Raw genomic sequence first — 23,144 nt, 5'->3', positions numbered from 1 at the left:
TTACTTGCTTTAACGTTTAAAACCTATCCTAAAACCCCCCCAGTGCTTACCGTCGACATAAATGGGGACCGATAAATCATGCATAATTTCACCCGTATCGCGTTTATAGGTTTGTAACAACATGGCTTCGGTATTACTACCGCAGCGGCTGCCGGTACGATCATTAAAGATCCGTTTGGTACGATTTTGTAGTAAGTCTTTGTCATAGTTGCCGGTGAGTGGCTGACTGAATTTACGGTTATGAGTAGGGAAATAGCCTTTACGATCAACAGCCCCTGCATACAGTACCTTCGCCTGGCGCTGTAAAATAGGCTCCTGAATTGCAGGAAAATGTTGATCAGTGTAACTATCATAGGCCGTGCTAAATTTTTGCGGATTGGTATTGGCGATAGGCTGATACTTTTCGCTAAATAACTGCTCCCGGCTTAATTTCCCGCTGCTGATAGCCTGGCTGAGTAAATTGCCAACGGCGGTTGCCGCTTGCTGTGCTTCTTGCAAAATAGGCTGATAAAAGGCATCTATTTGCTGCTGACTTAGCTCCCGGTAAATGGTTTCGGTTTCAACCGACACTTCGATAGCCTGAGTGGCGATACTTTGCCCTTTCTGCTCGATGGCTTGTAAAGCCTTACTGATATTTTGAATAGCCGAGCTGATTTGGCTGCCGGTTTGCTCTAACCCTGCGCTAAGTTGCTCAATTTGGCCAAGTGCTCCTGACGATTGCCTAATTTCCTGGCTAATATGATTAACGCCGGTGGCAACTTGCTGTAACTCCTGTTGCACTTGCTGGCTGGCTTGTTCTAATTGCTGCATTAGCGAGGCGGTGTGTTCACTTTGCTTGCGAATATCACTGAGCATAACTGCAATGTCTTTAGTCGCCCCGGCTGTTTTGCCGGCTAAGGCCCGCACTTCCTCGGCGACAACGGCAAAACCACGGCCTTGCTCGCCGGCGCGGGCGGCTTCAATAGCCGCATTTAACGCTAATAAATTAGTTTGGTCTGCCACATTATTTATCACCTCAGTAATATGCTGAATCTTATCGGCATTACCACGCAATGCTTGTAACTCACTAGCCGCATGGCTTACTGCATTGGCTAACTGCTGAATTTTGGTCACACCGGTTTGCAGATTATTATCGGCCTGTTGGCTGGCTGTAGCTGCCTGATTGATCGTTTGGTTGATGGTTTGTAAGTTATGGTTGAGCTGGCTGCTGGTTGTAGTAAGATCTGTAGTGGCACTGCCTATTTGCTGGCTATCTTCACTACTATGCCGGATCTCTTTAATTAAGCCATCAATGTAAAATGAGACCTCGGCAGCACCTATGGCCATTTTCGAGGTGGCGGTGGTGATACTGGCAAAGGCGGCATGAGTGGCGCTTTGTTCAGGCGTAATGTCGTTGCTGGTGTTAACTACGTTGGTGTTTAGATACAGGTAGATGGCCATAGCGAGTATGCCGATGGCTAAGGCGAATAGTGGGCTAAGCAACCAGGCAATGGCCAGTTGTATTAACAGTAAACACAGCAAAAATAGGATATGGCGGGTAAAGGATGCTGACATAACAACTCCGGTTGGCTTATTATTTTTTTCTTTTTGAAGTGCGCTTTGCTTTTATTACCTAGCTGCTACCTGACTTGGCTAAATCTTCTGTTCAGTTTCCCGGTTTATAATGAAATACGGTTTATCAAAACCGTGTTCTCTACTGAAGACCCGGTTTGCTTTAGCTTCAGGTTCTAGAATAGCGCCATTGTTGTCAAATGTATTGCATAAAATATCGACTAAAGTATGGGGGCTGTTAACTTTTTGTGCTAGCACCTTGCTTATTTTACCCTTTGGCAAGAACACTTTAGCCAAGCAGCTGTCATACTAATAAGCCAAGTCTGTTTTAAGGCCTGATGCCCTTAATTTTTGGAAGTATTTATTGTGGCCTACCTTTCGTTATTTATCACTGGCTTTATTGCGGCGACCTTATTCCCAGCCTCTTCAGAGCTATTGTTGTTAACTTTGTTACAGCAATCCTACCAACCTTTACTGCTTTGGTTAGCAGCGACAACAGGTAATACACTGGGTTCTTGTGTTAACTGGTGGCTTGGCATACAGCTTAGACGCTTTCAGCATAAAAGCTGGTTTCCGGTGTCTGAAAAACAACTGGCTCGGGCCGAACGGTTATTTTTGCGCTATGGCCGCTGGAGTTTGTTACTGTCCTGGTTGCCGGTAGTCGGTGATCCTCTCACCATGGTGGCGGGAGTGTTAAAAGTGCCTTTCCCCATTTTCTTACTGTTGGTAACCCTGGGTAAAGGCTTACGTTATGGCATCTTGATCTTGCTCGCTATGTCGTTTTTTTAATACGCCTAACCTTTTCTGATAGCATTATTGCGGCGGATCCGTCATCATTATGTACAATATCGACTAGATGGGAAAATATTATGGAATACCAATTATCTGCTGAAGAATTAGCCCGCATTACTGCACTGGATGCTGAGCAGCGTTACGATTACTTCATTCAGGCTGTGGCGGATTTACAGCAAATCTGGATCTTGACGGATGACGAAGGTTTTGTGCTGGTCAGTGCTGAAGATGAGCGTTGTATTCCGGTATGGCCACACGCTGAGCTGGCGAAGCAGTGGATTGAAGGCGAATGGGAAAATTGTCAGGCGCAGGCTGTAGATTTAGATACCTGGTTAAATAAATGGACTGAAGGCTTAAACGGCGATGAATTAAGCATTGCGGTATTGCCAGATGCTGATGGCCCGGGCGTGGTAGTCGCGCCAGATGAGCTAGCCGAAACACTGGTTAATGAATTAAGCGACGAGGCTTAATTTTAAGCTTTAAATAAAAAACGGCAGGGGTTCCTGCCGTTTTTTATTGGGAGCACGCAGTAAAAATTTTAGTTCGCCAATTCGTTGCCATTACGTAAGCCACTGGCAAAGGCCAACAGGTTCTCACTGGTGATTTGACTAATTTGCTGCAAGGCTTCTTTGGTAAAAAACGCCTGATGGCCGGTGATTAGTACATTAGGAAAGGTAAGCAAACGTTTGAAGACTTCGTCATCAATCATCTGCTCTGACAAATCTTCAAAGAAGATATCCGCTTCTTGTTCATATACATCCAGCCCCAGATAACCAATTTTACGGCTTTTCAGGCTATTAATAACGGCCTTAGTATCAATAAGCGCGCCGCGGCTGGTATTAATTAACATTACGCCGTCTTTCATTTGTGCCAGGCTGTCTTGGTTAATTAGATGCTGGGTATCTGGGGTAAGCGGGCAGTGCAGGCTAATAATGTCACTTTGCTGATACAGCTGCGCTAAGCTAGTGTAATGCCCGGCTAATTCAGCATTTTCTTGTACATCGTAACAAAGCAGCTTACAACCAAAGCCTTTAATAATACGTGCTGTGGCCAGCCCAATGCGACCCGTGCCAATTAACCCCACGGTTTTACCATGCATATTAAAACCCAGCAGGCCATCCAGCGCAAAATTATCATCGCGTACCCGGTTAAAGGCTTTATGCAATTTGCGGTTAAGGGTGAGCATCATCGCAAGAGTATGTTCTGCTACCGCTTCTGGTGAATAAGCGGGTACCCGTGCCACCCGAATACCCAGCTCTTTCGCTGTGTCGAGATCAACATTATTAAAGCCAGCGCAGCGTAGCGCAATCATCTCAATACCCATGACCGATAGCTGTTTTAATACCGGCGCTGACAAATCATCATTCACAAAAGCACAAATGGCGTGGCAACCCTGAGCAAGCTTGACACTTTCCTGGCTGAGACGGCTGTCAAAATAAGTAAACTTCAAGCTGGCATCTGCCCACTGGCTAAAGCCGTCCTGATCGTATTTTTTAGCACTGAATACAGCGATTTTCATCGGCAATCTCCCATCTGAATGCCGATAGCTTAGAGGATCTTCTGTTGTCATAATTAGCGCCAGATCAAAGTTACAGTAATTCTTCGATGGCTTGGGCTATGCTGGCCGGTTTTGTGCGCGGTGCATAACGTTTTACCACCACCCCCTCTTTATTTACCAGAAATTTGGTAAAGTTCCACTTTACTGCCCGGCTTTTTAGCAAGCCGCGGGCGTTATCTTTCAGGTATTCAAATACCGGTGCCGCTTCCGGGCCATTGACATTCAGCTTGCCCATTAGCGGAAAGGTGACACCGTAATTCAGTTCGCAAAATTGCGTTATTTCGGCATTAGAGCCTGGTTCCTGACCACCAAACTGGTTACAGGGAAAAGCTAAAATAACCAGGCCACGTTGATGATACTGCTGATGTAAGGCTTCTAAATCTTTATATTGTGGGGTGAAGCCGCATTTACTGGCAGTATTAACAATAAGCACCACCTTACCACGAAACTGGCTAAGCTCAATGGGCTTACCCTGATTGTCGGCTACTGTAAAATCATAGAGTATGGTCATCGTCATTCCTTTTAAGTGCTTTTCATTCGCCAGATAACTTTGTAAGCTAGCTTACCACTATGTCACATTTTTAAGTCATTTTTATGTCAAATCAACTTACTAAGGTCGCGTTTTTAGGGCTTGGCGTTATGGGTTTTCCTATGGCCGGCTATTTACAGCAAAAAGGGTATCAGGTAACGGTTTACAATCGCACCGCTGCTAAGGCAGAGCTTTGGGTAAAGCACTATGGAGGTGCAGCGGCCTTAACTCCCGCAGCGGCAGTTGCCGGTGCCAGCATGGTTTTTATGTGTGTGGGTAATGATGATGATGTACGCTCGGTAGTTTATGGCGAGCAAGGCGCGTTGTCGACGATGGCAACACAGGCAATTTTAATTGATCACACTACGGCTTCGGCTGAGTTAGCACGCGAGTTGGCTACTGCCTGTGCGACCAAAGGTATTGGCTTTTTAGATGCACCGGTGTCGGGCGGGCAGGCGGGGGCAGAGAAAGGAATTTTAACGGTGATGGTAGGCGGTGAGGTAGAGGTGTTTGCGAAGGCTGAAACAGCGATGCAGAGTTACTCCCGTTGTGTAAAGTTATTGGGGCCAGCTGGTTCCGGGCAACTGGCAAAAATGGTCAATCAAATTTGTATTGCTGGTGTCGTGCAGGGGTTGGCGGAAGCTCTGAACTTTGCCAAAAACGCCGGTTTAGATGGTGCTGCCGTGGTAGAGGTAATTTCGCAGGGGGCGGCATCATCTTGGCAGATGCAAAACCGCTCACTGACTATGCTGGATGATAAGTTTGATTTTGGTTTTGCCGTAGATTGGATGCGCAAGGATTTATCGATAGCGCTGAATGAAGCGCGGAAAAACGGTAGCGCCTTGCCGTTAACGGCGTTGGTAGATCAGTTTTATGCTGAAGTGCAGCAAATGGGCGGGAACCGTTGGGATACCTCGAGTTTAATTAAGCGGTTAACGCGTTAAGCGTGTTTTTGCTTAACGTGAGGCAACTGCAGATTCAAGATTAGTGCAACGCCCTTAACCGGATAGTAATAGCGTGCTCAATAAGGTCAATGGAAGGAACACTTAAGATGATCAAAAAAGGACTCAGTTTGTTAGGTTTAGCGGCTATTAGCAGCTTGCTTTGGTATGCTTACTTTCCTGCATCACCTGATAATTCTGCATCACCATCAACTGCACAACAGCTGGGTTTAGTTGCACAACCTTGTTGGTTTACTTCCGCTGACGATTGGCCTGTAGTGAATTGTTACCGAATGTTTGTGCCTGAAAATCACCAGCAAGGGACGAGGACGATTTCGTTTCCTGTAATTCATTTTCAGCGTTTTTCTGATAACGCCAAACAACCGCCGGTGATACATTTAGGTGCTGGTGGCCCAGGTGCGGCTATGTGGTTACATAACAAATACGTAGTAGAGTATATCTGGCGAGATTTTGAACACTCAGTACTTAGGCAAGATCGTGATTTATACCTGATAGATCCGCGCGGCACTGGCATGGCAAATCCCCGCTTTAATTGCCCGGCGGTTACCCGACATGCCCTGGCTCAACTTAAAAACCCTCAAGTGATGGCAGAATATGTTGCGCAAGAGTCAGAGCTTTATTTAACGTGCATTCAGGAATTACAACAACATGGCGTTGATATCGCGGCTTATCATAGTTTGTCAGTGATTCAAGATTTAAATTTGCTTCAACAGGCACTGGGATTAAACGAATGGAGTTTATTTGGCGTGTCTTATGGTGCGGTATATGCATTGTTATACGCCGATGAGTATGCCGATAATGTCGACACGCTAATTTTAGATAGCCCTGCCTTCCCTGCGTTAAAGAGCATGAAGGATCCCGTTGCAAGGTTTTTACGCCCCTTACAGCAACTGGTTAATTATTGCGAATTCGATGCTAGTTGTGTTGAACCTATCGACGCAGTATCAACGCGGTTACAGCAACTTGTTACTCAACTAAATGCCGATCCTATTCATTTGTCTTTGCCAAGTGGTTTTCTGGGTAGCCCTTTGCCCGTCAAGTTAACGGGTGATACTTTTATGAGTATCTTGTACTTTGCTATTTATGGTCATGATATTTACAGCGATATTGCTAAAGTCATTACTGAACTTGAGCAAAGGGATATTTCGACGTTTTATCGTTACATTGATAATTATGTCGAGCTGATAAAAGATCAGAATTACTCAGGCATTAGCATGATCAGTCATTTGTGCTACGACGAGGTGCCCTTTGTTGACCACGCCAGATTAACAGCGGCGTTGCAACAGGGCCTCACGGGACATATGCGAGATGGCGCGCTCTACACCTATACCTGGCCTGCTGACATTTGCCCTGTTTTTGGCGAAACTCTACCAAATAAACGGATGGTGCAACAGATCCGTACTGCAATACCGACCTTATTTTTACAGGGTAGTTTAGATAGTGTGACACCATTGGAAGATGTACAACAACAGCTTGAGTATTTTAGTCAACGTCAGCTCAGGGTATACCCACTTGCACACGGTGTGCACGGCAGTCTCGATTGTGTTGATGAAGATCTGCAAGCCTTTTTAGCCGCACCGTTACAAGATAGCGAACCGGCAATTTGTAGTTTCTCAGATGAAGATCTCTAAGGCTGTTTGGTGCACGTTTAGCCACCGGATGCACTAATTTTGAACCTGCGTAACTTGAGGGAGCTTTAGATTTGAGATATGTGCAACGCCCTTAACTGGGTAGTAATTTTCTCCACCGGCTTCGAGAAGATCGCTTAAATCGAAACGCCAGGCTGCTTGCAGCCGATATTGCACACAAAGACGCCGTGAACCCTTCCATGGGGGCTCCTCTTTCGCATCCATGCGAAAGACGCTTTGTTTAGCAATATCGACTCGCTGCCTGGTTGTATAGGTGTTATTTATTCGCTCGCAATATGCTCAATACTACAGCCTTGCAGCAGACTAGAAGTGCACTTGGGTATGCATAAGAATCGAACGAGGTGGTAAACGCATAGTACACTTTGCTCGGGGAGGTGTTTTTCATGGATGAAAAACAGCAGCGTACATGGACGTATCCACAGCGTGCCCCGACAAAGTCGTACGGCGCGTTTAGCCGCCGGATGCGCCAATCTCGAATCTGCGTAACGTGAAGTAATAGCAGCGCAAAGATAGGTGCAGCGCCCTTAACTGGGTAGTAATTTAAAACGGAAGCTTCTAAAGGATCGTTTAAACCTAAACGCCAGGCTGCTTGCAGCCGATATTGCACACAAAGACGCCGTGAACCCTTCCATGGGGGCTCCTCTTTCGCATCCATGCGAAAGACGCTTTGTTTAGCAATATCGACTCGCTGCCTGGCTGTATAGGTTTACTCGGATAGTTTGTGAAAGATCAGCAAGTTATCACGCTACTCGGCCGTTAACACCCACTCAGTTAACAAACGAACACCGTAACCCGTGCCACCTTCGGTATGTAAACCGCGATTGCTATTACTTAACGCATTACCGGCGATATCAAGGTGCGCAAAAGGCGTATTTTCAACAAATTGTTGTAAAAATAATGCTGCGGTAGAGGCTCCTGTGCTGCTTCCGGTATTGCGCAGATCCGCAATACGACTCTTAAGTTCAGGCAACATTTCATCACTTAAGGGTAAACGCCACACTTTTTCATTCACGGTGTCACCAGCTTTATTGAGTTGCGCGACCAAAGCATCATCTTTACTAAAAAGGCCAGCATAATAGCTACCTACTGCACCCACTTTAGCGCCCGTTAAGGTTGCAATATCAACAATAGCGCGGGGTTTAAAGTTTTGCTCGGCATACCATAGGGCATCAGCCAGTAACATACGGCCTTCGGCGTCGGTATTAATAATCTCAATGGTTTTACCATTACCGGCAGTGACCACATCACCTGGTAAGTAAGCGCGGTCTGAGATCATATTTTCTGCCAGTGGAATGAGTGCGACAACATTGACTGGAGCTTTCTGTTTAGCCAGCGTGTGCATAGTGCCTAATACCGCTGCAGCACCTGCCATATCGCTGGTCATTCTTAGAATAGAATCAGCTTGGGTTTTTAAGTTATAACCGCCGGTATCAAAGGTTACACCTTTACCGACAATAGCCAGAGGCTGTTGCTTGCTGCCTTCCCATTGCACTATCACCATACGCGGTGGGCGGGCACTGCCACGACCTACGGCAATAATGGCGCCTAAACCGGCTTTTTCCAGTGCTTTTTCATCCATTACCGTGACTTTGGCACCGAGTTTTCTTAGCTCCAGAGCCTGTTTGGCGAAAGTTTCTGGGTAAATGCCATTTGCGGGCTCATTGGTGAGATCGCGCGCCAGTTTTACACCTTCGCTTAGTGCCGCCAACTGCGCCAAACGCTGCTCTGCTGCACTTTGCTCGTTACTTAACAGATGTAATTGCCGAACTGTTTCAGGTTTTTTGTCACTATGGTAGCGAGTAAAGGTGTAACTAGCTAAATCGACACCGTGGCTTAATTGTGCCAGCAGTTCGCTTTGGCTAAAGGGGGGATTGATCAAAGAAGCGTCTAGTTGAATGCTGCTGGCGGCTGACCCTTTAAGGGCTCGTGCGGCAGTCGCACCCAATAAACTGGCTTGGTAAGGCGTCAGTTTTACTGTGTCGCCAGTGCCCAGTAACACGACGCGTTGGTACTGACTATAAGGTGAAGAAGGAGCTAACCAGGTAAGCGTAGCACCATGAGCCGCCTTAAAGTTCTCTTGTTTACTAATGGCTTCTAACTGTGGGTTAGCATTTAATTGTTCTGGGCTAACTAACAGCACTAAGGTATCAGCAGCACTGGCAACCGTAGCACTGGCTTTAATGCTAAATTGATCGGCAGTTGCAGCTGTGCTGGCCAATAGCAACGCCAGGGTAGTTAAACGAAACATGGACAATATTCCTTTTAGTATAATCTGATGATTATATTGGCGAAAATAGCGGTGTTATACAAGGAAGGTGCGTGTTGTCTATCGCGTATTCTTGCGTAAATAACACAAATTAGAAAAAGAAAAGGCGCCAAAAGGCGCCTTGCATAGCAAAGATGACTAGCGCGAGCCGCTAGGCAAACTGCATTTCCGGAATATCACCAGCAACAACCAATTTGCCAGCGGTTTTCTGCTGGATTTCCTCAACGGAAATACCAGGCGCGCGTTCTAACAGATGGAAGGCACCGTCACGCACTTCTAACACCGCTAAATCGGTAACGATTTTCTTCACGCAGCCCACGCCAGTGAGGGGTAGGGTGCAGCTTTCCAGTAGTTTGCTATTCCCATATTTGTCGGCATGGGTCATGGTAACAACAATGTTTTGTGCACCGGCGACCAGGTCCATCGCACCGCCCATGCCTTTTACCAGTTTGCCTGGGATCATCCAACTGGCAATATTGCCGTTTTGGTCCACTTCAAAAGCGCCTAGAACTGTTAAATCAACATGTCCGCCGCGGATCATCGCAAAGCTTTCGGCAGAGCTAAAAATAGCCGCGCCTTTGATGGCGGTAACGGTTTCTTTGCCAGCGTTAATCATATCGGCGTCAATTTCTGCTTCGGTTGGATAGGGCCCCATACCGAGTAAACCGTTTTCTGATTGCAGCATCACTTCAATGCCTGCAGGCACATAGTTTGCGACCAGTGTAGGAATACCAATGCCCAGGTTTACGTAGTAACCATCTTGCAGTTCCTGCGCTACGCGCATGGCAACTTGTTCACGTGATAAAGCCATTGTTGCCTCCTTAACCTTGCCGAACCATACGGCGTTCAATGCGTTTTTCAAAGTTACCTTTGATCACGCGCTGCACATAAATACCTGGGGTATGAATTTGTGACGGCTCCAGCTCACCGGGTTCCACAATTTCTTCTACTTCGGCTACAGTAATTTTCCCGGCAGTCGCTGCCATCGGGTTGAAGTTCATGGAGGTGTGGCGGAACACTAAATTACCGTAACGGTCTGCTTTCCAGGCGCGCACTATGGCAAAATCACCGGTGATGGCGGGTTCTAATACGTAGTTGCGGCCATTGATTTCACGGGTTTCTTTGCCTTCGGCAACCGGTGTGCCGTAGCCGGTGGCAGTAAAAAAAGCAGGTATGCCAGCACCGCCAGCACGCATTTTTTCAGCGAGGGTGCCTTGTGGCGTCAGTTCGACTTCCAGCTCGCCGTTGAGCAGTTGCTTTTCAAACAGGGCGTTTTCACCCACATAAGAGGCGATCATTTTTTTTATTTGCCGATCTTCAAGTAAAATCCCTAAGCCAAAGCCATCGACGCCGCAGTTATTGGAGACGACGGTAAGATCTTTGGTGCCCATTTTTTTAATTTGGGCAATTAAGCCCTCGGGGATGCCGCATAAGCCAAAGCCTCCGGCGATAACGGTCATGCCGTCTGTCAGCCCTGCCATGGCGTCTTCGTAGCTGTGTACGACTTTATTAAACCCTGCCATTTGTTGTCCTCTGTCGTTTTTGTCGCTAGTTTACGAAAAAATTCTTAGCCAGCTATGGGCGTTGCGCCTATCTTTACGCTGCAGTTACTTCAAGTTAAGCAGCTTAAAGTCCGGTGCATCCGGCGGCTAAACGCGCCGTACAACTTTGCCGAGGGACGCCGTGAACCCATCCATGTGCGGTTACAAACTTCTTCCTGAAGTTTGCCCTTCGGGCCAGCGCAAGCGCTGTTCAAATTCGTTCCCGACGAATTTGTCTGTTTTTCATCCATGAAAAACACGCCCTCGGTCAAAGTGTACTATGCGTTTACCACCTCGTTATGTTTTCGTGTTACATCCAGAAGTAGCTACGAAATAACACATCACTTTTTACAGAACTATTTAGCAATTTACTTAAATACTTCTATACAGCCAGGCAGCGAGTCGATATTGCTAAACAAAGCGTGTCCGGCATGGATGCCGGACAGGAGCTTACAAGGACGTATTTACAGCGTCTTTGTGTGCAATATCGGCTGCAAGCAGCCTGGCGTTTCGATTTAGGCGATCTCTTAGAAGCCTCTGTTTTAAATAACTACCCAGTTAAGGGCGTTACGCTAATCTCGAATTTGCGGCTAATTAATCTACTAAGCAGTTTGACTGCACTTCGCCTGAATCGCCAATCCTACTTTAGAACTAGACCGCTTCCCAAGCTGCTGACAAATAAACGCGCCTGCTTTTGCCAGCGCAGTTAAATCTAAGCCGTGCGAAATGCCAAGCCCCTCTAACAAATACACAACATCTTCAGTGGCAACATTCCCTGACGCACCGGCGGCATAAGGACAGCCACCCAAACCCGCGACAGCGCTATCAACGACACTAACACCGCGGCTTAGCGCCACGTAAATATTTGTTAACGCCTGACCATAAGTATCATGAAAATGCACCGCGATCTGCGCTAATGGCACAACCGCTAACACAGCATCCAGCATGTTGTTAACACTTTTTGCGGTACCCACACCAATGGTATCGCCAAGCGAAATCTCATAACAGCCCATCTCTAACAGTGCCTTGGCTACCTTAGCAACATCAGCAGGGGCAACCTCGCCTTGATAGGGGCAGCCGACTACACAAGAGACATAGCCACGCACTTTTATGCCATCTGCTTGCGCTGCCGCAATCACAGGCGCAAAGCGTTCTAAGCTCTCTGCTACGGAGCAATTAATATTTTTTTGGCTAAAGGCTTCCGAAGCGGCACCAAAGATAGCGACTTCAGTAGCACCAGCGGCTTTGGCCGCTTCGTAGCCTTTTAAATTTGGGGTAAGGGCGGCATACGTTACCGTATCGCCACGGCGAATGCCGGCAAAAACCTCGGCAGAGTCGGCCATTTGCGGCACCCACTTGGGGGATACAAAAGCACCGGCTTCAATATACTGATGGCCAGCAGCCGTGAGCATATCGATAAGCGCGATTTTGGCAGCGCTGCTTACCGCTTGCTCGTTTTGCAGGCCGTCACGCGGGCCGACTTCAACTATTCGCACACGCTTAGGAAAACTCATGCCTCCTCCGCACAAAAATCGACTAGCTCAGCGCCATCTTTAACTAAATCGCCAGCAGCATAAAATACTGCTTTAACCACGCCATCTTTTGGCGCTTTAATGGCATATTCCATTTTCATCGCTTCCATAATCACCAGCGTTTCACCGGCTTTGACGCTTTGGTTTTCACTGCAAAGCACAGCGACGATAGTGCCATTCATTGGCGCGGTTAAGCTGCCGGCGTGATCAGCGCCATCAACGGCGGTGGTCACTTCGGTCTGATAAACAATGTCATAACGTTGATGCTTGATAAAAATGCTAATGGTGTCTTGATATTGGCTTACCCGCACCTTCATGCGATGCCCAGCAATCACCGCGCTTAGCTCGTCGCCAGCCAAGTTAACTTGGCAATCGAATAGCTGCTGCGCGAGCGTAACTGTCATCTGCTGTTGCTGTTGTGCAATGCTAAGCGCATGCTTAGTTTCGCCCATTTGCAAATCGAGCTTGAGTGTCGCGGTTTCGTTCAGCCGCCAACCATGATTAAACTGCCAAGGGCTGTTGGTCGCTTGCGCGAGCTGTTGCGTTTGTTTTTTCGCAACGATAAAAAGTGCTGCCAAAATCAGCGCTTGATTCTCTTGGCTATGCGCAGGAGCAAACAAGCTTTGCTGATGCTTATTAATAAAGTTGGTATCAAGCTCCGCTGCTTTAAACGCTGGGTGCTCAACTAAGCTGGTTAAGAAACCAAGGTTAGTGGTGACTCCGGCAATGCGGTAATCATCTAAAGCGCGTAACATGCGGCTAATGGCACGATCACGGCTTTCATCCCAGACAATCAGTTTGGCAATCATCGGATCGTAGTAGGGGCTCACCTCATCATGCTCAACCACACCGGTATCTACCCGCACATTGCGGCTGGCTTCGGGTTGGCGTAAATAGGTCAGTTTGCCGGTAGCGGGTAAAAAGTCGTTATCCGGATCTTCTGCATACACCCGCACTTCAATGGCATGGCCATCTAATTGTACTTGCGCTTGTGTCAGTGGCAGTGGCTCGCCTGCCGCGACCAGTAATTGCCACTGCACTAAATCCTGACCCGTGATCATCTCGGTCACCGGATGCTCAACCTGCAAGCGTGTGTTCATTTCCATAAAATAGAAAGAACCGTCTTCATCAAATAAAAACTCAACCGTACCGGCACCACGGTAATCAATGGCTTTAGCGGCTTTTACGGCAGCTTCACCCATGGCTTGGCGCTGCGCTGTGCTAAAACTTGGGGCCGGGGCTTCTTCAATCACTTTTTGATGGCGCCGTTGAATGGAACAATCACGCTCGGCTAAGTACACGGCATTGCCGTGGTTGTCAGCGAAAACCTGAATTTCAATATGGCGTGGTTTAGTGAGATAACGCTCCAGCAGCATTTTATCGTTACCAAAACCGGCTTTGGCTTCACGGCGGGCACTGGCGAGCGCAGCATCAAACTCATCGGCTTGCCATACCACGCGCATGCCTTTACCACCGCCACCATAAGCCGCTTTTAATAATTGTGGATAGCCAATTTTTGCCGATTCGGCTTTTAACACGGCATCAGTTTGATCGTCACCATGGTAACCTGGTACTAAAGGCACTCCAGCGCCGTGCATAATTTTTTTCGCGGCGCTTTTCGAGCCCATGGCCGCAATAGCCGCTACTGGTGGGCCAATAAATACCACGCCAGCGTCTTCACAGGCTTTGGCAAACTCTTCATTCTCGGATAAAAAGCCATAGCCTGGGTGAATGGCCTCAGCGCCGCTTTGTTTGGCAATGGCGAGAATTTTATCGGCACGCAGATAAGAATCCTTGCTGGCAGCGGGGCCAAGTAAAAAGGCTTCATCGGCCATCCGCACATGGCGGGCATTGGCATCGGCTTCTGAATAGACGGCTACGCAACGGATCCCGAGTTTATGTGCGGTTTCTATCACCCGACAAGCGATCTCGCCGCGGTTAGCAATAAGTATTTTACGGAACATACTTTCTTATCCTGCTGATTTGACCGGTTTCGCTGCACTTGGCATACGAGTTTGCCGGTAGAGTTATAATGAGTTTGCGTATCTGCTTGAGTAAAACCTGCACGCTTGACCTGGCTGTAGCTTAGCGACATTTGCCATGCGTTGGGTTTATAACCAGTTTGGTTTTCGTTTTTCTAAAAAGGCGCTAAGCCCTTCCTGGCCTTCTGCTGATACACGAATTTCTGCAATGGCTTGCGTGGTGTGCGCAATAACCTCGTTGTTAATGTTTTTATTGTAAATCTGCTGTAATAAGTTTTTAGCGGCACTGACCGCGGCTGGGCTATTTTGCAGTAGTGCTTGCACCAGCGGCTCAGCCTGGTTTTCCAAGGTATCGTTGCTAACCACTTGATGCACTAAGCCTAAGGTTGCAGCGGTGGTTGCGTTAAAGCGTTCGGCGGTTAAAAAATAACGGCGCGATTGCCGCTCGCCTAAAGCGCGCATAACATAGGGACTGATCACGGCTGGGATTAAGCCTATTTTGACTTCGCTTAAACAAAAGCTGGCATTTTCCTCAGCAAGGGCGATATCACAGCATGCGACTAAACCCACAGCACCACCAAAGGCGGCGCCTTGCACTAGCACTAGCGTGGGTTTGGGGAAGGTATCCAGTTTGTGCATCAGACTAGCGAGTCCGGCGGCGTCGTCGAGGTTTTGCTGATAGTCTTTTTTCGCCATCGAGCGCATCCAGTTGAGATCGGCACCGGCGGAGAAGTTTTTGCCGTTGGATTTTAGTACTAACACTTTGACTCGGTTGTCAGCAGCGAGGCTGTCAAGCTGGGCGATAAGCTCGGCGATCATCAGATCGTCAAAGGCGTTGTGCACCTCGGGGCGGTTTAACACTAAACTGGCGACACCGCGGGGGTCTATGGTTACTTCGGTATACTGTAGAGTCATGGTTGATGTCGCTCCGTTTTTGCCAAATTCTATTGTATGGCTCTAATTTGGTGCATCCGGTGGCTAAGCGCGCCGTACAACTTTGTCGGGGCACGCTGCGGATGATTCCATCTAAGCTACTGTTTATTGAGTTAAATAAATTCTAGTTTTGTGCATCCGGTGGCTAAACGCGTCGTACAACTTTGTCGGGGCACGCTGTGGATACGTCCATGTACGCTCTTGTTTGGCATCCATGCCAAACAGGTCCCCGAGCAAAGTGTACTATGCGTTTACCACCTCGTTCGCTTCTTGTGAATACCCAAGTGCACCTCTAGCCTGCAGTAAGTCTCTGGCATTGAGCATACTGCGAGCTAGTAAATAAAACTTATGCAGCTAGGCAGCGAGTCGATAATGCTAAACCAGGCGTCTTTCGCATGGATGCGAAAGGATAAGCCTCCAGGGAAGGATTCACGGCGGCCTGGTGTGCATTATCGGCTGTAAGCAGCCTAGCGTTTCGGTTTAAGCGCTCCCTTCGAAGCCACTGTTTTAAATAACGACCCAGTTAAGGGCGTTGCACCAATCTTGAATCTGCTGTTATTTAGGCTTATGCAGGTTCAAGATTGGTGCATCCGGTGGCTAAACGCGCCGTACAACTTTGTCGAGGGACGCCGTGAACCCATCCATGTGCGGTTACAAACTTCTTCCTGAAGTTTGCCCTTCGGGCCAGCGCAAGCGCTGTTCAAATTCGTTCCCGACGAATTTGTCTGTTTTTCATCCATGAAAAACACCTCCCCGAGCAAAGTGTACTATGCGTTTACCACCTCGTTCGATTGTCGTGCATCCGAGAATGCACCACTAGACTGCAGCAAAGCTTTGGTATTGAACTTGCCGCTAGCTAGTAAATAAAACTTACGCAGCTAGGCAGCGAGTCGATAATGCTAAACCAGGCGTCTTTCGCATGGATGCGAAAGGATAAGCCTCCAGGGAAGGATTCACGGCGGCCTGGTGTGCATTATCGGCTGCAAGCAGCCTAGCGGTTCGGTTCAAACTTACTCACAGAAGCTAACTGCGAGCCTATAAAGTATCCTTTCGCAGCCAGGCAGCGAGCCGATATTGCTAAACAAAGCGTGTCCGGCATGGATGCCGGACAGGAGCCCCCATGGAAGGGTTCACGGCGTCTTTGTGTGCAATATCGGCTTCAAGCAGCCTGGCGTTTCGATTCAATCTCACTCATAGAAGCGCAAGCAGCCTGGCGTTTCGGTTTAATCTCACTTATAGAAGCGCAAGCAGTCTGGCGTTTCGCTTTAAGCGATCTCTAAGAAATCACCGTTTTAAATTTCTACCCAGTTAAGAGCGTTGCACCGTTCTAAACTCTGCTGAAACTAACGGCTAAGCCAGTTCCTATCCGGAGCATCAAACGGACAATTACATCCTAAACACACCAAAACGACTCTCTTCAATCGGCGCATTTAATGCTGCCGCAAGCGCCAAACCCACCGTCATTCGCGTTTGTGCCGGATCGATAATGCCATCATCCCACAGCCGCGCACTGGCGTAATACGGATGCCCTTGCTGCTCATACTGCTCAATAATCGGCTGCTTTAACGCCTTTTCAGCCTCTGCCGACAAAGTTTCACCCTTACGCGCTAAACCATCTTTCGTAACCTGCGCCATCACCCCAGCGGCTTGCTCGCCGCCCATCACGGAAATGCGCGCATTTGGCCACATCCACATCATCGTTGGATCATAAGCACGGCCGCACATGCCGTAGTTACCTGCACCATAACTGCCGCCAATTAATACCGTAAACTTCGGCACCTTGGCGCAGCTCACCGCCATCACCATCTTGGCACCGTGCTTGGCAATACCCTCAGCTTCGTACTTTTTGCCGACCATAAAGCCGGTGATATTTTGTAAGAACAACAACGGGATTTTGCGCTGGGCACACAGCTCAATAAAATGCGCGCCTTTTTGCGCCGATTCAGAGAATAAGATCCCATTATTGGCGACAATGCCCACAGGATAGCCGAAAATGCGTGCAAAACCACAGACCAAGGTAGCGCCGTAGTATTGTTTAAACTCGTCAAAATCTGAGCCATCGACAATACGGGCGATCACTTCTTTTACATCGAAAGGTTTACGTAAGTCGGTGCCGACAATGCCGTACAACTCTTTGGCGTCGTATAAAGGCTCTTCAGTTGGCTTAACATCCAGTTGAGCTGGCGCAGGGCGGTTTAAGCGTGAAACGGCATTACGCGCCAGTTGTAAGGCGTGTTCATCGTTTAATGCGTAGTGATCGGCTACGCCAGAGATCTTGCAGTGCACGTCAGCGCCGCCTAGCTCTTCGGCAGACACTTCTTCACCGGTCGCGGCTTTTACCAGCGGTGGGCCGGCTAAGAAAATGGTGCCTTGATCTTTGACGATAATACTCTCGTCGGCCATGGCTGGCACATAAGCACCGCCCGCAGTACACAAGCCCATTACCGCGGCGATTTGTGGAATACCTTTGGCTGACATATTGGCCTGATTAAAGAAGATGCGGCCAAAGTGCAGCTTATCGGGGAACACATCATCTTGCCGTGGTAGGTTGGCACCGCCAGAATCCACTAAATAAATACAGGGCAGATGGCAGCGCTCAGCAATTTCTTGGGCACGTAAATGCTTTTTCACGGTAAGCGGGTAGTAAGTACCGCCTTTTACCGTGGCATCGTTAGCGACTATCATGCACTCCACGCCATTAACACGGCCAATACCGGCGACCACGCCCGCAGCAGGCACGTAGTCTTCATAGCATTGCCAGGCGGCAAACTGGCCAATTTCTAGAAAGGGTGAACCGGGGTCCAGCAGTTTTTGTACCCTGTCACGCGCGAACAACTTGCCACGCGAAACATGGCGGGCGATTAAGCTTTCGCCGCCGCCCAGTTTAATTTGCCGTACTTTGCTGTTCAGATCATCCACCACCGCCTGCATGGCGGCGGTATTTTTCTGAAACTCCTCGCTGCGAGGATTAATTTTGCTGTGAATTTTAGTCATGTTAATTCGACTCGATAAACAGCTCGCGGCCAATTAGCATACGGCGAATTTCAGAGGTCCCCGCGCCAATTTCGTACAGCTTGGCATCGCGTAATAAGCGGCCGGTGGGGTATTCGTTGATATAGCCATTGCCACCTAATAACTGGATAGCATCCAGCGCCATTTGTGTGGCGAGCTCGGCCGCATACAAAATAACGCCAGCGGCATCTTTACGGGTGGTTTCACCGCGATCGCACGATTTCGCCACCATATACACGTAAGAGCGTGCCGCATTCATCCGGGTATACATATCGGCTACTTTGCCTTGTACTAATTGGAATTCACCAATCGATTGGCCAAATTGCTTACGATCGTGGATATAAGGCACAACCACATCCATACACGCTTGCATAATGCCAAGTGGGCCCGCCGCTAGTACCACACGCTCGTAATCCAGGCCGCTCATCAATACCTGCACACCACGACCAACTTCGCCTAATACGTTTTCTGCTGGCACTTCACAATCTTCGAACACCAACTCGCAGGTATTCGAGCCGCGCATGCCCAGCTTGTCGAGTTTTTGCGCTTGCGAAAAGCCTTTAAAACCACGCTCCACAATAAAAGCAGTAATACCTTTTGAGCCAGCGTTAACATCGGTTTTGGCGTAAATTACATAGGTATGGGCATCTGGACCATTGGTGATCCACATTTTGTTGCCGTTAAGAATGTACTTATCGCCTTGTTTTTCGGCGCGCAGTTTCATACTGACCACATCTGAACCGGCATTAGGTTCACTCATCGCCAGGGCACCAATATGCTCGCCTGAGCAGAGCTTTGGTAAATACTTTTGTTTTTGGGCTTCAGTACCATTGCGGAAAATCTGGTTAACACAGAGGTTAGAGTGGGCACCGTAAGATAAGGCTACCGAAGCCGAGGCGCGGCTGATCTCTTCCATGGCAATAACATGCTCTAAATAACCTAAACCCGAGCCGCCATACTTTTCATCAACGGTAATACCTAGCAGGCCAAGATCGCCAAATTTGCGCCATAAATCATTAGGGAAGGCGTTGTCATGATCGATCTGGGCAGCGCGAGGGGCGATTTCTTCACGGGCAAAGGCATTGACCTGCTCGCGGATCATATCGACGGTTTCACCTAAATCGAAATTAAGGCCTTTATAAGTACTAATCATGCTTACCCCGTTTTGCTTGGTTATGTCGTTATTAGTGTAATTTTTATGATGATGTTGTTTTTTGTAGTTGTGCTTCGTTAAGGGTTTCGCGACAACGTTTTTCAACTGTCACTAATTCCATTAAGACAACTTTGATATCGTCTAACTGCTGATGTAGCTCGGCTTTTTTATGTTCAATCAGCTTTAGCATAGTATTAAGCTGAGTAACGCTGCTTTTATCGGCATCGTATAGCTCAAACAACTGTCCGGTCTCTGCCAGGCTAAAACCCAAGCGTTTGCCGCGAAGAATCAGTTTTAGGCGTACCCGATCGCGTTTGCTGTAGATACGGGTTTGACCACTGCGTTGCGGTGTCAGCAAGCCCTGATCTTCGTAAAAACGGATACTGCGGGTAGTGATATCAAACTCCCGTGATAGCTCGCTGATGCTGTAGGTTTTATCGTCTTTTTCTTTCATGGCATGCCTTCCAACTAAGTGCTGGCAACTATAAGTGAAGTTTACGTAAAGGTAAAGCAGGGGGCGCATGCTTTCAGGCGGCCAAGGCGATGACTTAGCATTTCTGTAAAGATAAAATGCCAAGTTGCCCCCGATTATAGGACAATTTAACAGCCGTTTTTTTGCAAGTTAATACCATAGTGGTAGCATGTTGACGTTGGCGTAAACGTAAATTTGGTGTAGTCTCTTCGCCATTAGCCATAAATACCGATTTTGGAGAGTAAAATGAGTCAGCAAAACGCGGTAGTGATTGTCGCTGCGAAACGCACTGCCATGGGCGGTTTTACCGGTGGCTTAACGGAAGTTGACGCTACAGTATTAGGTGCAACATCGATCAAAGCCGCAGTGGCGGCAGCCGGTATTAAGCCAGAGCAAGTTAATGAAGTGATTATGGGTAATGTGCTCCCCGCAGGCTTAGGTCAGGCGCCAGCGCGGCAAGCAACCTTAAAAGCGGGCTTACCCTTAAGTGCCGGTGCTACTACCATTAATAAAGTCTGTGGTTCAGGCCTAAAAGCGGTAATGTTAGCAACCGATTTACTACAAGTGGGTAGTGCTGACGTGGTGGTTGCTGGCGGCATGGAGTCGATGAGTAATGCCCCTTACTTATTGGACAAAGCGCGCACAGGTTACCGTATGGGCCATGGTCAAATTAAAGATCATATGATGTTAGATGGCTTGGAAAATGCCTATGATGGCAAAGCCATGGGCTGTTTTGCGCAAGATACCGCAAACGAAAAAGCCATTAGCCGTGAGCAAATGGATGCCTATGCCGTTGAATCTTTAACCCGCGCACAAGCCGCTATTAACAGCGGTGCTTTTGAAGCAGAAATTACGCCTGTGACTTTTCAAACCCGTAAAGGCGAGGTGAGTTTTAAGGTTGATGAGCAACCTGGTAATGCCAAACCAGAAAAAATCCCTGGTCTGCGCCCAGCCTTTGCCAAAGACGGCACCATTACTGCCGCTAACTCAAGCTCCATTTCTGACGGTGCTGCAGCTCTAGTATTAATGCGTGAAGCGGACGCTAAAGCTCAGGGATTAACCCCTTTAGCCCGTGTTGTCGCTCATGCTACCCATTCTATTGCGCCAGAATTATTCACCATCGCGCCAGTTGGCGCTATGCAAAAAGTGTTGGCCAAAGCGGGTTGGGATAAAGAGCAGGTTGATTTATGGGAAATCAATGAAGCCTTCGCCATGGTAACCATGCTGGCGATTAACGAGCTTGGCTTAGATGCCAGTAAAGTGAATGTCAATGGCGGCGCCTGTGCGCTGGGCCATCCTATTGGTGCCTCAGGTGCCCGTATTTTAGTGACGTTAATTTATGCGTTACGCCAACGCGGCTTAAAAACGGGTATTGCCTCACTGTGTATTGGTGGTGGCGAAGGTGTGGCCCTGGCGGTAGAACTGGTTTAGTACCACGTAAAACAAAAAAGCGGTTGGGGAGAAGCGCCGCGCGATAAAGCTCGCAAAGACGAGTAATTATCCAAAATCACTCATGCTGCAAAGACAGCAACGATGATGGATAACGGTAACGGCGCCGGCCTTACAACGAATAATATTAAGGGCCGGCTAACCGTTTAAACTCAGCTAACAAACGAGATACACTCATGACTCAACAGGTTAAAATTTTTATCGACGGTGAATTTGTTCACTCGACAAGCGACAAACTTATTCCCGTAACAAACCCTGCTACTCAAGATATTATTGCGCAGGTGCCTTGTACCACAGCAGACGAAATGCAGCGCGCTATCGCGTCTGCTAAAGCCGCTTTTCAAACCTGGAAAGAAGTACCGGTCTCGGAACGTGCCCGTTTAATGATGCGCTATGCGCAGTTATTAAAAGATCATCAAGCTGATATTGCTGCCATTATTTGTGAAGAATTAGGCAAAACCGTTGAAGATGCCAAAGGCGATGTGTGGCGTGGTATTGAAGTGGTCGAGCAGGCGGCTAATATTCCTTCGTTAATGATGGGCGAGACGGTTGAGAACGTGGCCCGCAGTATCGACACCTACAGCTATATTCAACCGCTGGGCGTTTGTGCTGGCATTACGCCATTTAACTTCCCTGCGATGATCCCACTGTGGATGTTCCCGTTGGCGATTGCCTGTGGTAATACCTTTATTTTGAAACCGTCAGAGCAAGATCCGATGACGGTAAACAAACTGGCCGAGTTGTTTGTGCAAGCGGGCGCACCAAAAGGCGTGTTGCAAGTGGTGCACGGTGCCAAAGAGCAAGTGGATGCTATTTTGCATCATCCAGATATTAAAGCCATTTCTTTTGTTGGTTCGGTCAATGTGGGTCAATATATCTATAAAACCGGTACCGACAATTTAAAACGTGTGCAAGCCTTCGCGGGTGCAAAAAACCATATGGTTATTATGCCGGATGCCAATAAACAGCAGGTGGTTAATGCCTTAGTCGGCGCTTCAGTTGGTGCGGCGGGGCAACGTTGTATGGCCATTTCCGTTGCGGTCTTTGTCGGCAGTGCCGCTGAGTGGATCCCAGAGGTAGCTGCAGCCATTGGTAAAGTTGGACCAGGTCATTACAGTAATCCAAATGCCGCTTATGGCCCGCAAATTAGCCCACAAGCTAAAGCTCGGGTTATGTCGCTTATCGAACAGGGCAAAAAAGAAGGCGCTACTTGTTTGTTAGATGGCTCAGGCTGTGAGGTTGAAGGGTATCCAAAAGGTAATTGGGTAGGCCCAACGGTCTTTAGTAATGTCACAACCGAGATGGAAATCTACAAACAAGAAATCTTTGGCCCGGTGCTCAATACGATGACGGTTAACTCGCTGCAAGAAGCCATTGATTTGGTCAATTCCAGCCCCTTTGGTAATGGTACTGCTATCTTTACCGCCAGCGGCGCCGCCGCCCGTAAGTATCAGCACAATGTTGAAGTGGGTCAGGTAGGTATTAACGTGCCTATTCCGGTGCCACTGCCATTTTTCTCATTCACCGGTTGGAAGGGGTCTTTCTACGGTGATCAGCATGCTTATGGCAAACAAGCGGTACGCTTTTATACCGAAACCAAAACCATTACAGCGCGTTGGTTCGATGATGATATTGCGGTCTCAGGCCCCAATATGTCAATCAACCTGCGTTAACCGGTGACAGGGGCAGGCGAGCGGCGGCTAAAGTAAAGACAAACTCCTAAAAATTTGCAGCTTTGCCGTCGCCCGTTTTGCTATTCACCG

At 48.2% G+C, this 23,144-nt stretch carries 18 protein-coding genes; 6 read left to right on the top strand and 12 right to left on the bottom strand.

Features of this window, described 5'->3' with window-relative positions:
• Positions 1-9: 9 nt before the first annotated feature.
• Positions 10-1,554 carry a methyl-accepting chemotaxis protein gene (locus tag IE163_RS08190; RefSeq protein WP_189432108.1) on the bottom strand — a complete coding sequence of 515 codons (1,545 nt, stop codon included), beginning with the start codon at positions 1,552-1,554 and terminating at the stop codon, positions 10-12.
• A gap of 363 nt (positions 1,555-1,917) precedes the next feature.
• On the opposite strand from IE163_RS08190, the gene IE163_RS08185 reads away from it, so the two are divergent.
• Complete coding sequence (locus IE163_RS08185; RefSeq protein WP_189432107.1) at positions 1,918-2,340, top strand: YqaA family protein; 423 nt, start codon at positions 1,918-1,920, stop codon at positions 2,338-2,340.
• 80 nt (positions 2,341-2,420) lie between these two features.
• Positions 2,421-2,813 (top strand): DUF2750 domain-containing protein, encoded by a 393-nt coding sequence (locus IE163_RS08180; protein ID WP_189432104.1) that lies wholly within the window; start codon positions 2,421-2,423, stop codon positions 2,811-2,813.
• Between the two features lie 68 nt (positions 2,814-2,881).
• On the opposite strand, the gene IE163_RS08175 is transcribed toward IE163_RS08180, so the two are convergent.
• Both IE163_RS08175 and IE163_RS08170 read right to left on the bottom strand, forming a co-directional pair.
• On the bottom strand, positions 2,882-3,862 hold the full coding sequence (locus IE163_RS08175) for a 2-hydroxyacid dehydrogenase (RefSeq protein ID WP_189432398.1): 981 nt from the start codon (positions 3,860-3,862) through the stop codon (positions 2,882-2,884).
• A gap of 70 nt (positions 3,863-3,932) precedes the next feature.
• Positions 3,933-4,412 (bottom strand): glutathione peroxidase, encoded by a 480-nt coding sequence (locus IE163_RS08170; protein WP_189432102.1) that lies wholly within the window; start codon positions 4,410-4,412, stop codon positions 3,933-3,935.
• 83 nt (positions 4,413-4,495) lie between these two features.
• Between IE163_RS08170 and IE163_RS08165 the strand changes: the two genes are divergently transcribed.
• Together IE163_RS08165 and IE163_RS08160 are read left to right on the top strand one after the other, a co-directional pair.
• Entirely contained in the window at positions 4,496-5,374 is an 879-nt protein-coding gene (locus IE163_RS08165) for an NAD(P)-dependent oxidoreductase (RefSeq protein ID WP_189432100.1), read from the top strand.
• A gap of 107 nt (positions 5,375-5,481) precedes the next feature.
• Entirely contained in the window at positions 5,482-7,023 is a 1,542-nt protein-coding gene (locus IE163_RS08160) for an alpha/beta fold hydrolase (RefSeq protein ID WP_189432098.1), read from the top strand.
• Positions 7,024-7,786: 763 nt separating this feature from the next.
• On the opposite strand, the gene IE163_RS08155 is transcribed toward IE163_RS08160, so the two are convergent.
• The 9 genes from IE163_RS08155 to IE163_RS08115 form a co-directional block, all read right to left on the bottom strand.
• On the bottom strand, positions 7,787-9,289 hold the full coding sequence (locus tag IE163_RS08155; protein ID WP_189432096.1) for a leucyl aminopeptidase: 1,503 nt from the start codon (positions 9,287-9,289) through the stop codon (positions 7,787-7,789).
• 169 nt (positions 9,290-9,458) lie between these two features.
• Positions 9,459-10,118 (bottom strand): CoA transferase subunit B, encoded by a 660-nt coding sequence (locus IE163_RS08150; RefSeq protein WP_189432094.1) that lies wholly within the window; start codon positions 10,116-10,118, stop codon positions 9,459-9,461.
• Positions 10,119-10,128: 10 nt separating this feature from the next.
• The gene (locus tag IE163_RS08145; RefSeq protein WP_189432092.1) at positions 10,129-10,830 is read right to left on the bottom strand and encodes a CoA transferase subunit A; all 702 of its coding nucleotides are present in this window, start codon (positions 10,828-10,830) and stop codon (positions 10,129-10,131) included.
• Between the two features lie 620 nt (positions 10,831-11,450).
• Complete coding sequence (locus IE163_RS08140; RefSeq protein WP_189432090.1) at positions 11,451-12,362, bottom strand: hydroxymethylglutaryl-CoA lyase; 912 nt, start codon at positions 12,360-12,362, stop codon at positions 11,451-11,453.
• The gene (locus tag IE163_RS08135; RefSeq protein WP_189432088.1) at positions 12,359-14,344 is read right to left on the bottom strand and encodes an acetyl/propionyl/methylcrotonyl-CoA carboxylase subunit alpha; all 1,986 of its coding nucleotides are present in this window, start codon (positions 14,342-14,344) and stop codon (positions 12,359-12,361) included. The genes IE163_RS08140 and IE163_RS08135 overlap by 4 nt, the downstream gene beginning before the upstream one ends.
• Positions 14,345-14,491: 147 nt before the next feature.
• Positions 14,492-15,277, bottom strand: a complete 786-nt coding sequence (locus IE163_RS08130) for an enoyl-CoA hydratase/isomerase family protein (protein WP_189432087.1) — start codon at positions 15,275-15,277, stop codon at positions 14,492-14,494.
• A gap of 1,404 nt (positions 15,278-16,681) precedes the next feature.
• Positions 16,682-18,289 (bottom strand): carboxyl transferase domain-containing protein, encoded by a 1,608-nt coding sequence (locus IE163_RS08125; protein WP_189432085.1) that lies wholly within the window; start codon positions 18,287-18,289, stop codon positions 16,682-16,684.
• A gap of 1 nt (position 18,290) precedes the next feature.
• A complete protein-coding gene (locus tag IE163_RS08120; RefSeq protein WP_189432083.1) occupies positions 18,291-19,460 on the bottom strand; it encodes an isovaleryl-CoA dehydrogenase in 1,170 nt (389 codons plus the stop codon).
• A 43-nt stretch (positions 19,461-19,503) separates the two neighbouring features.
• Complete coding sequence (locus tag IE163_RS08115) at positions 19,504-19,914, bottom strand: MerR family transcriptional regulator (protein WP_189432081.1); 411 nt, start codon at positions 19,912-19,914, stop codon at positions 19,504-19,506.
• 264 nt (positions 19,915-20,178) lie between these two features.
• Here IE163_RS08115 and IE163_RS08110 point away from each other — a divergent pair, with 264 nt between their 5' ends.
• Positions 20,179-21,363 (top strand): thiolase family protein, encoded by a 1,185-nt coding sequence (locus IE163_RS08110; RefSeq protein WP_189432079.1) that lies wholly within the window; start codon positions 20,179-20,181, stop codon positions 21,361-21,363.
• A gap of 194 nt (positions 21,364-21,557) precedes the next feature.
• Entirely contained in the window at positions 21,558-23,054 is a 1,497-nt protein-coding gene (locus IE163_RS08105) for a CoA-acylating methylmalonate-semialdehyde dehydrogenase (RefSeq protein ID WP_189432076.1), read from the top strand.
• Positions 23,055-23,144: the final 90 nt, after the last annotated feature.

Origin of the sequence: Alishewanella longhuensis (assembly GCF_014653435.1) — a bacterium.
In the GTDB taxonomy this organism is placed as follows: Bacteria; Pseudomonadota; Gammaproteobacteria; order Enterobacterales; family Alteromonadaceae; genus Alishewanella; species Alishewanella longhuensis.
This window is presented reverse-complemented; position numbering and strand designations above follow the sequence as displayed.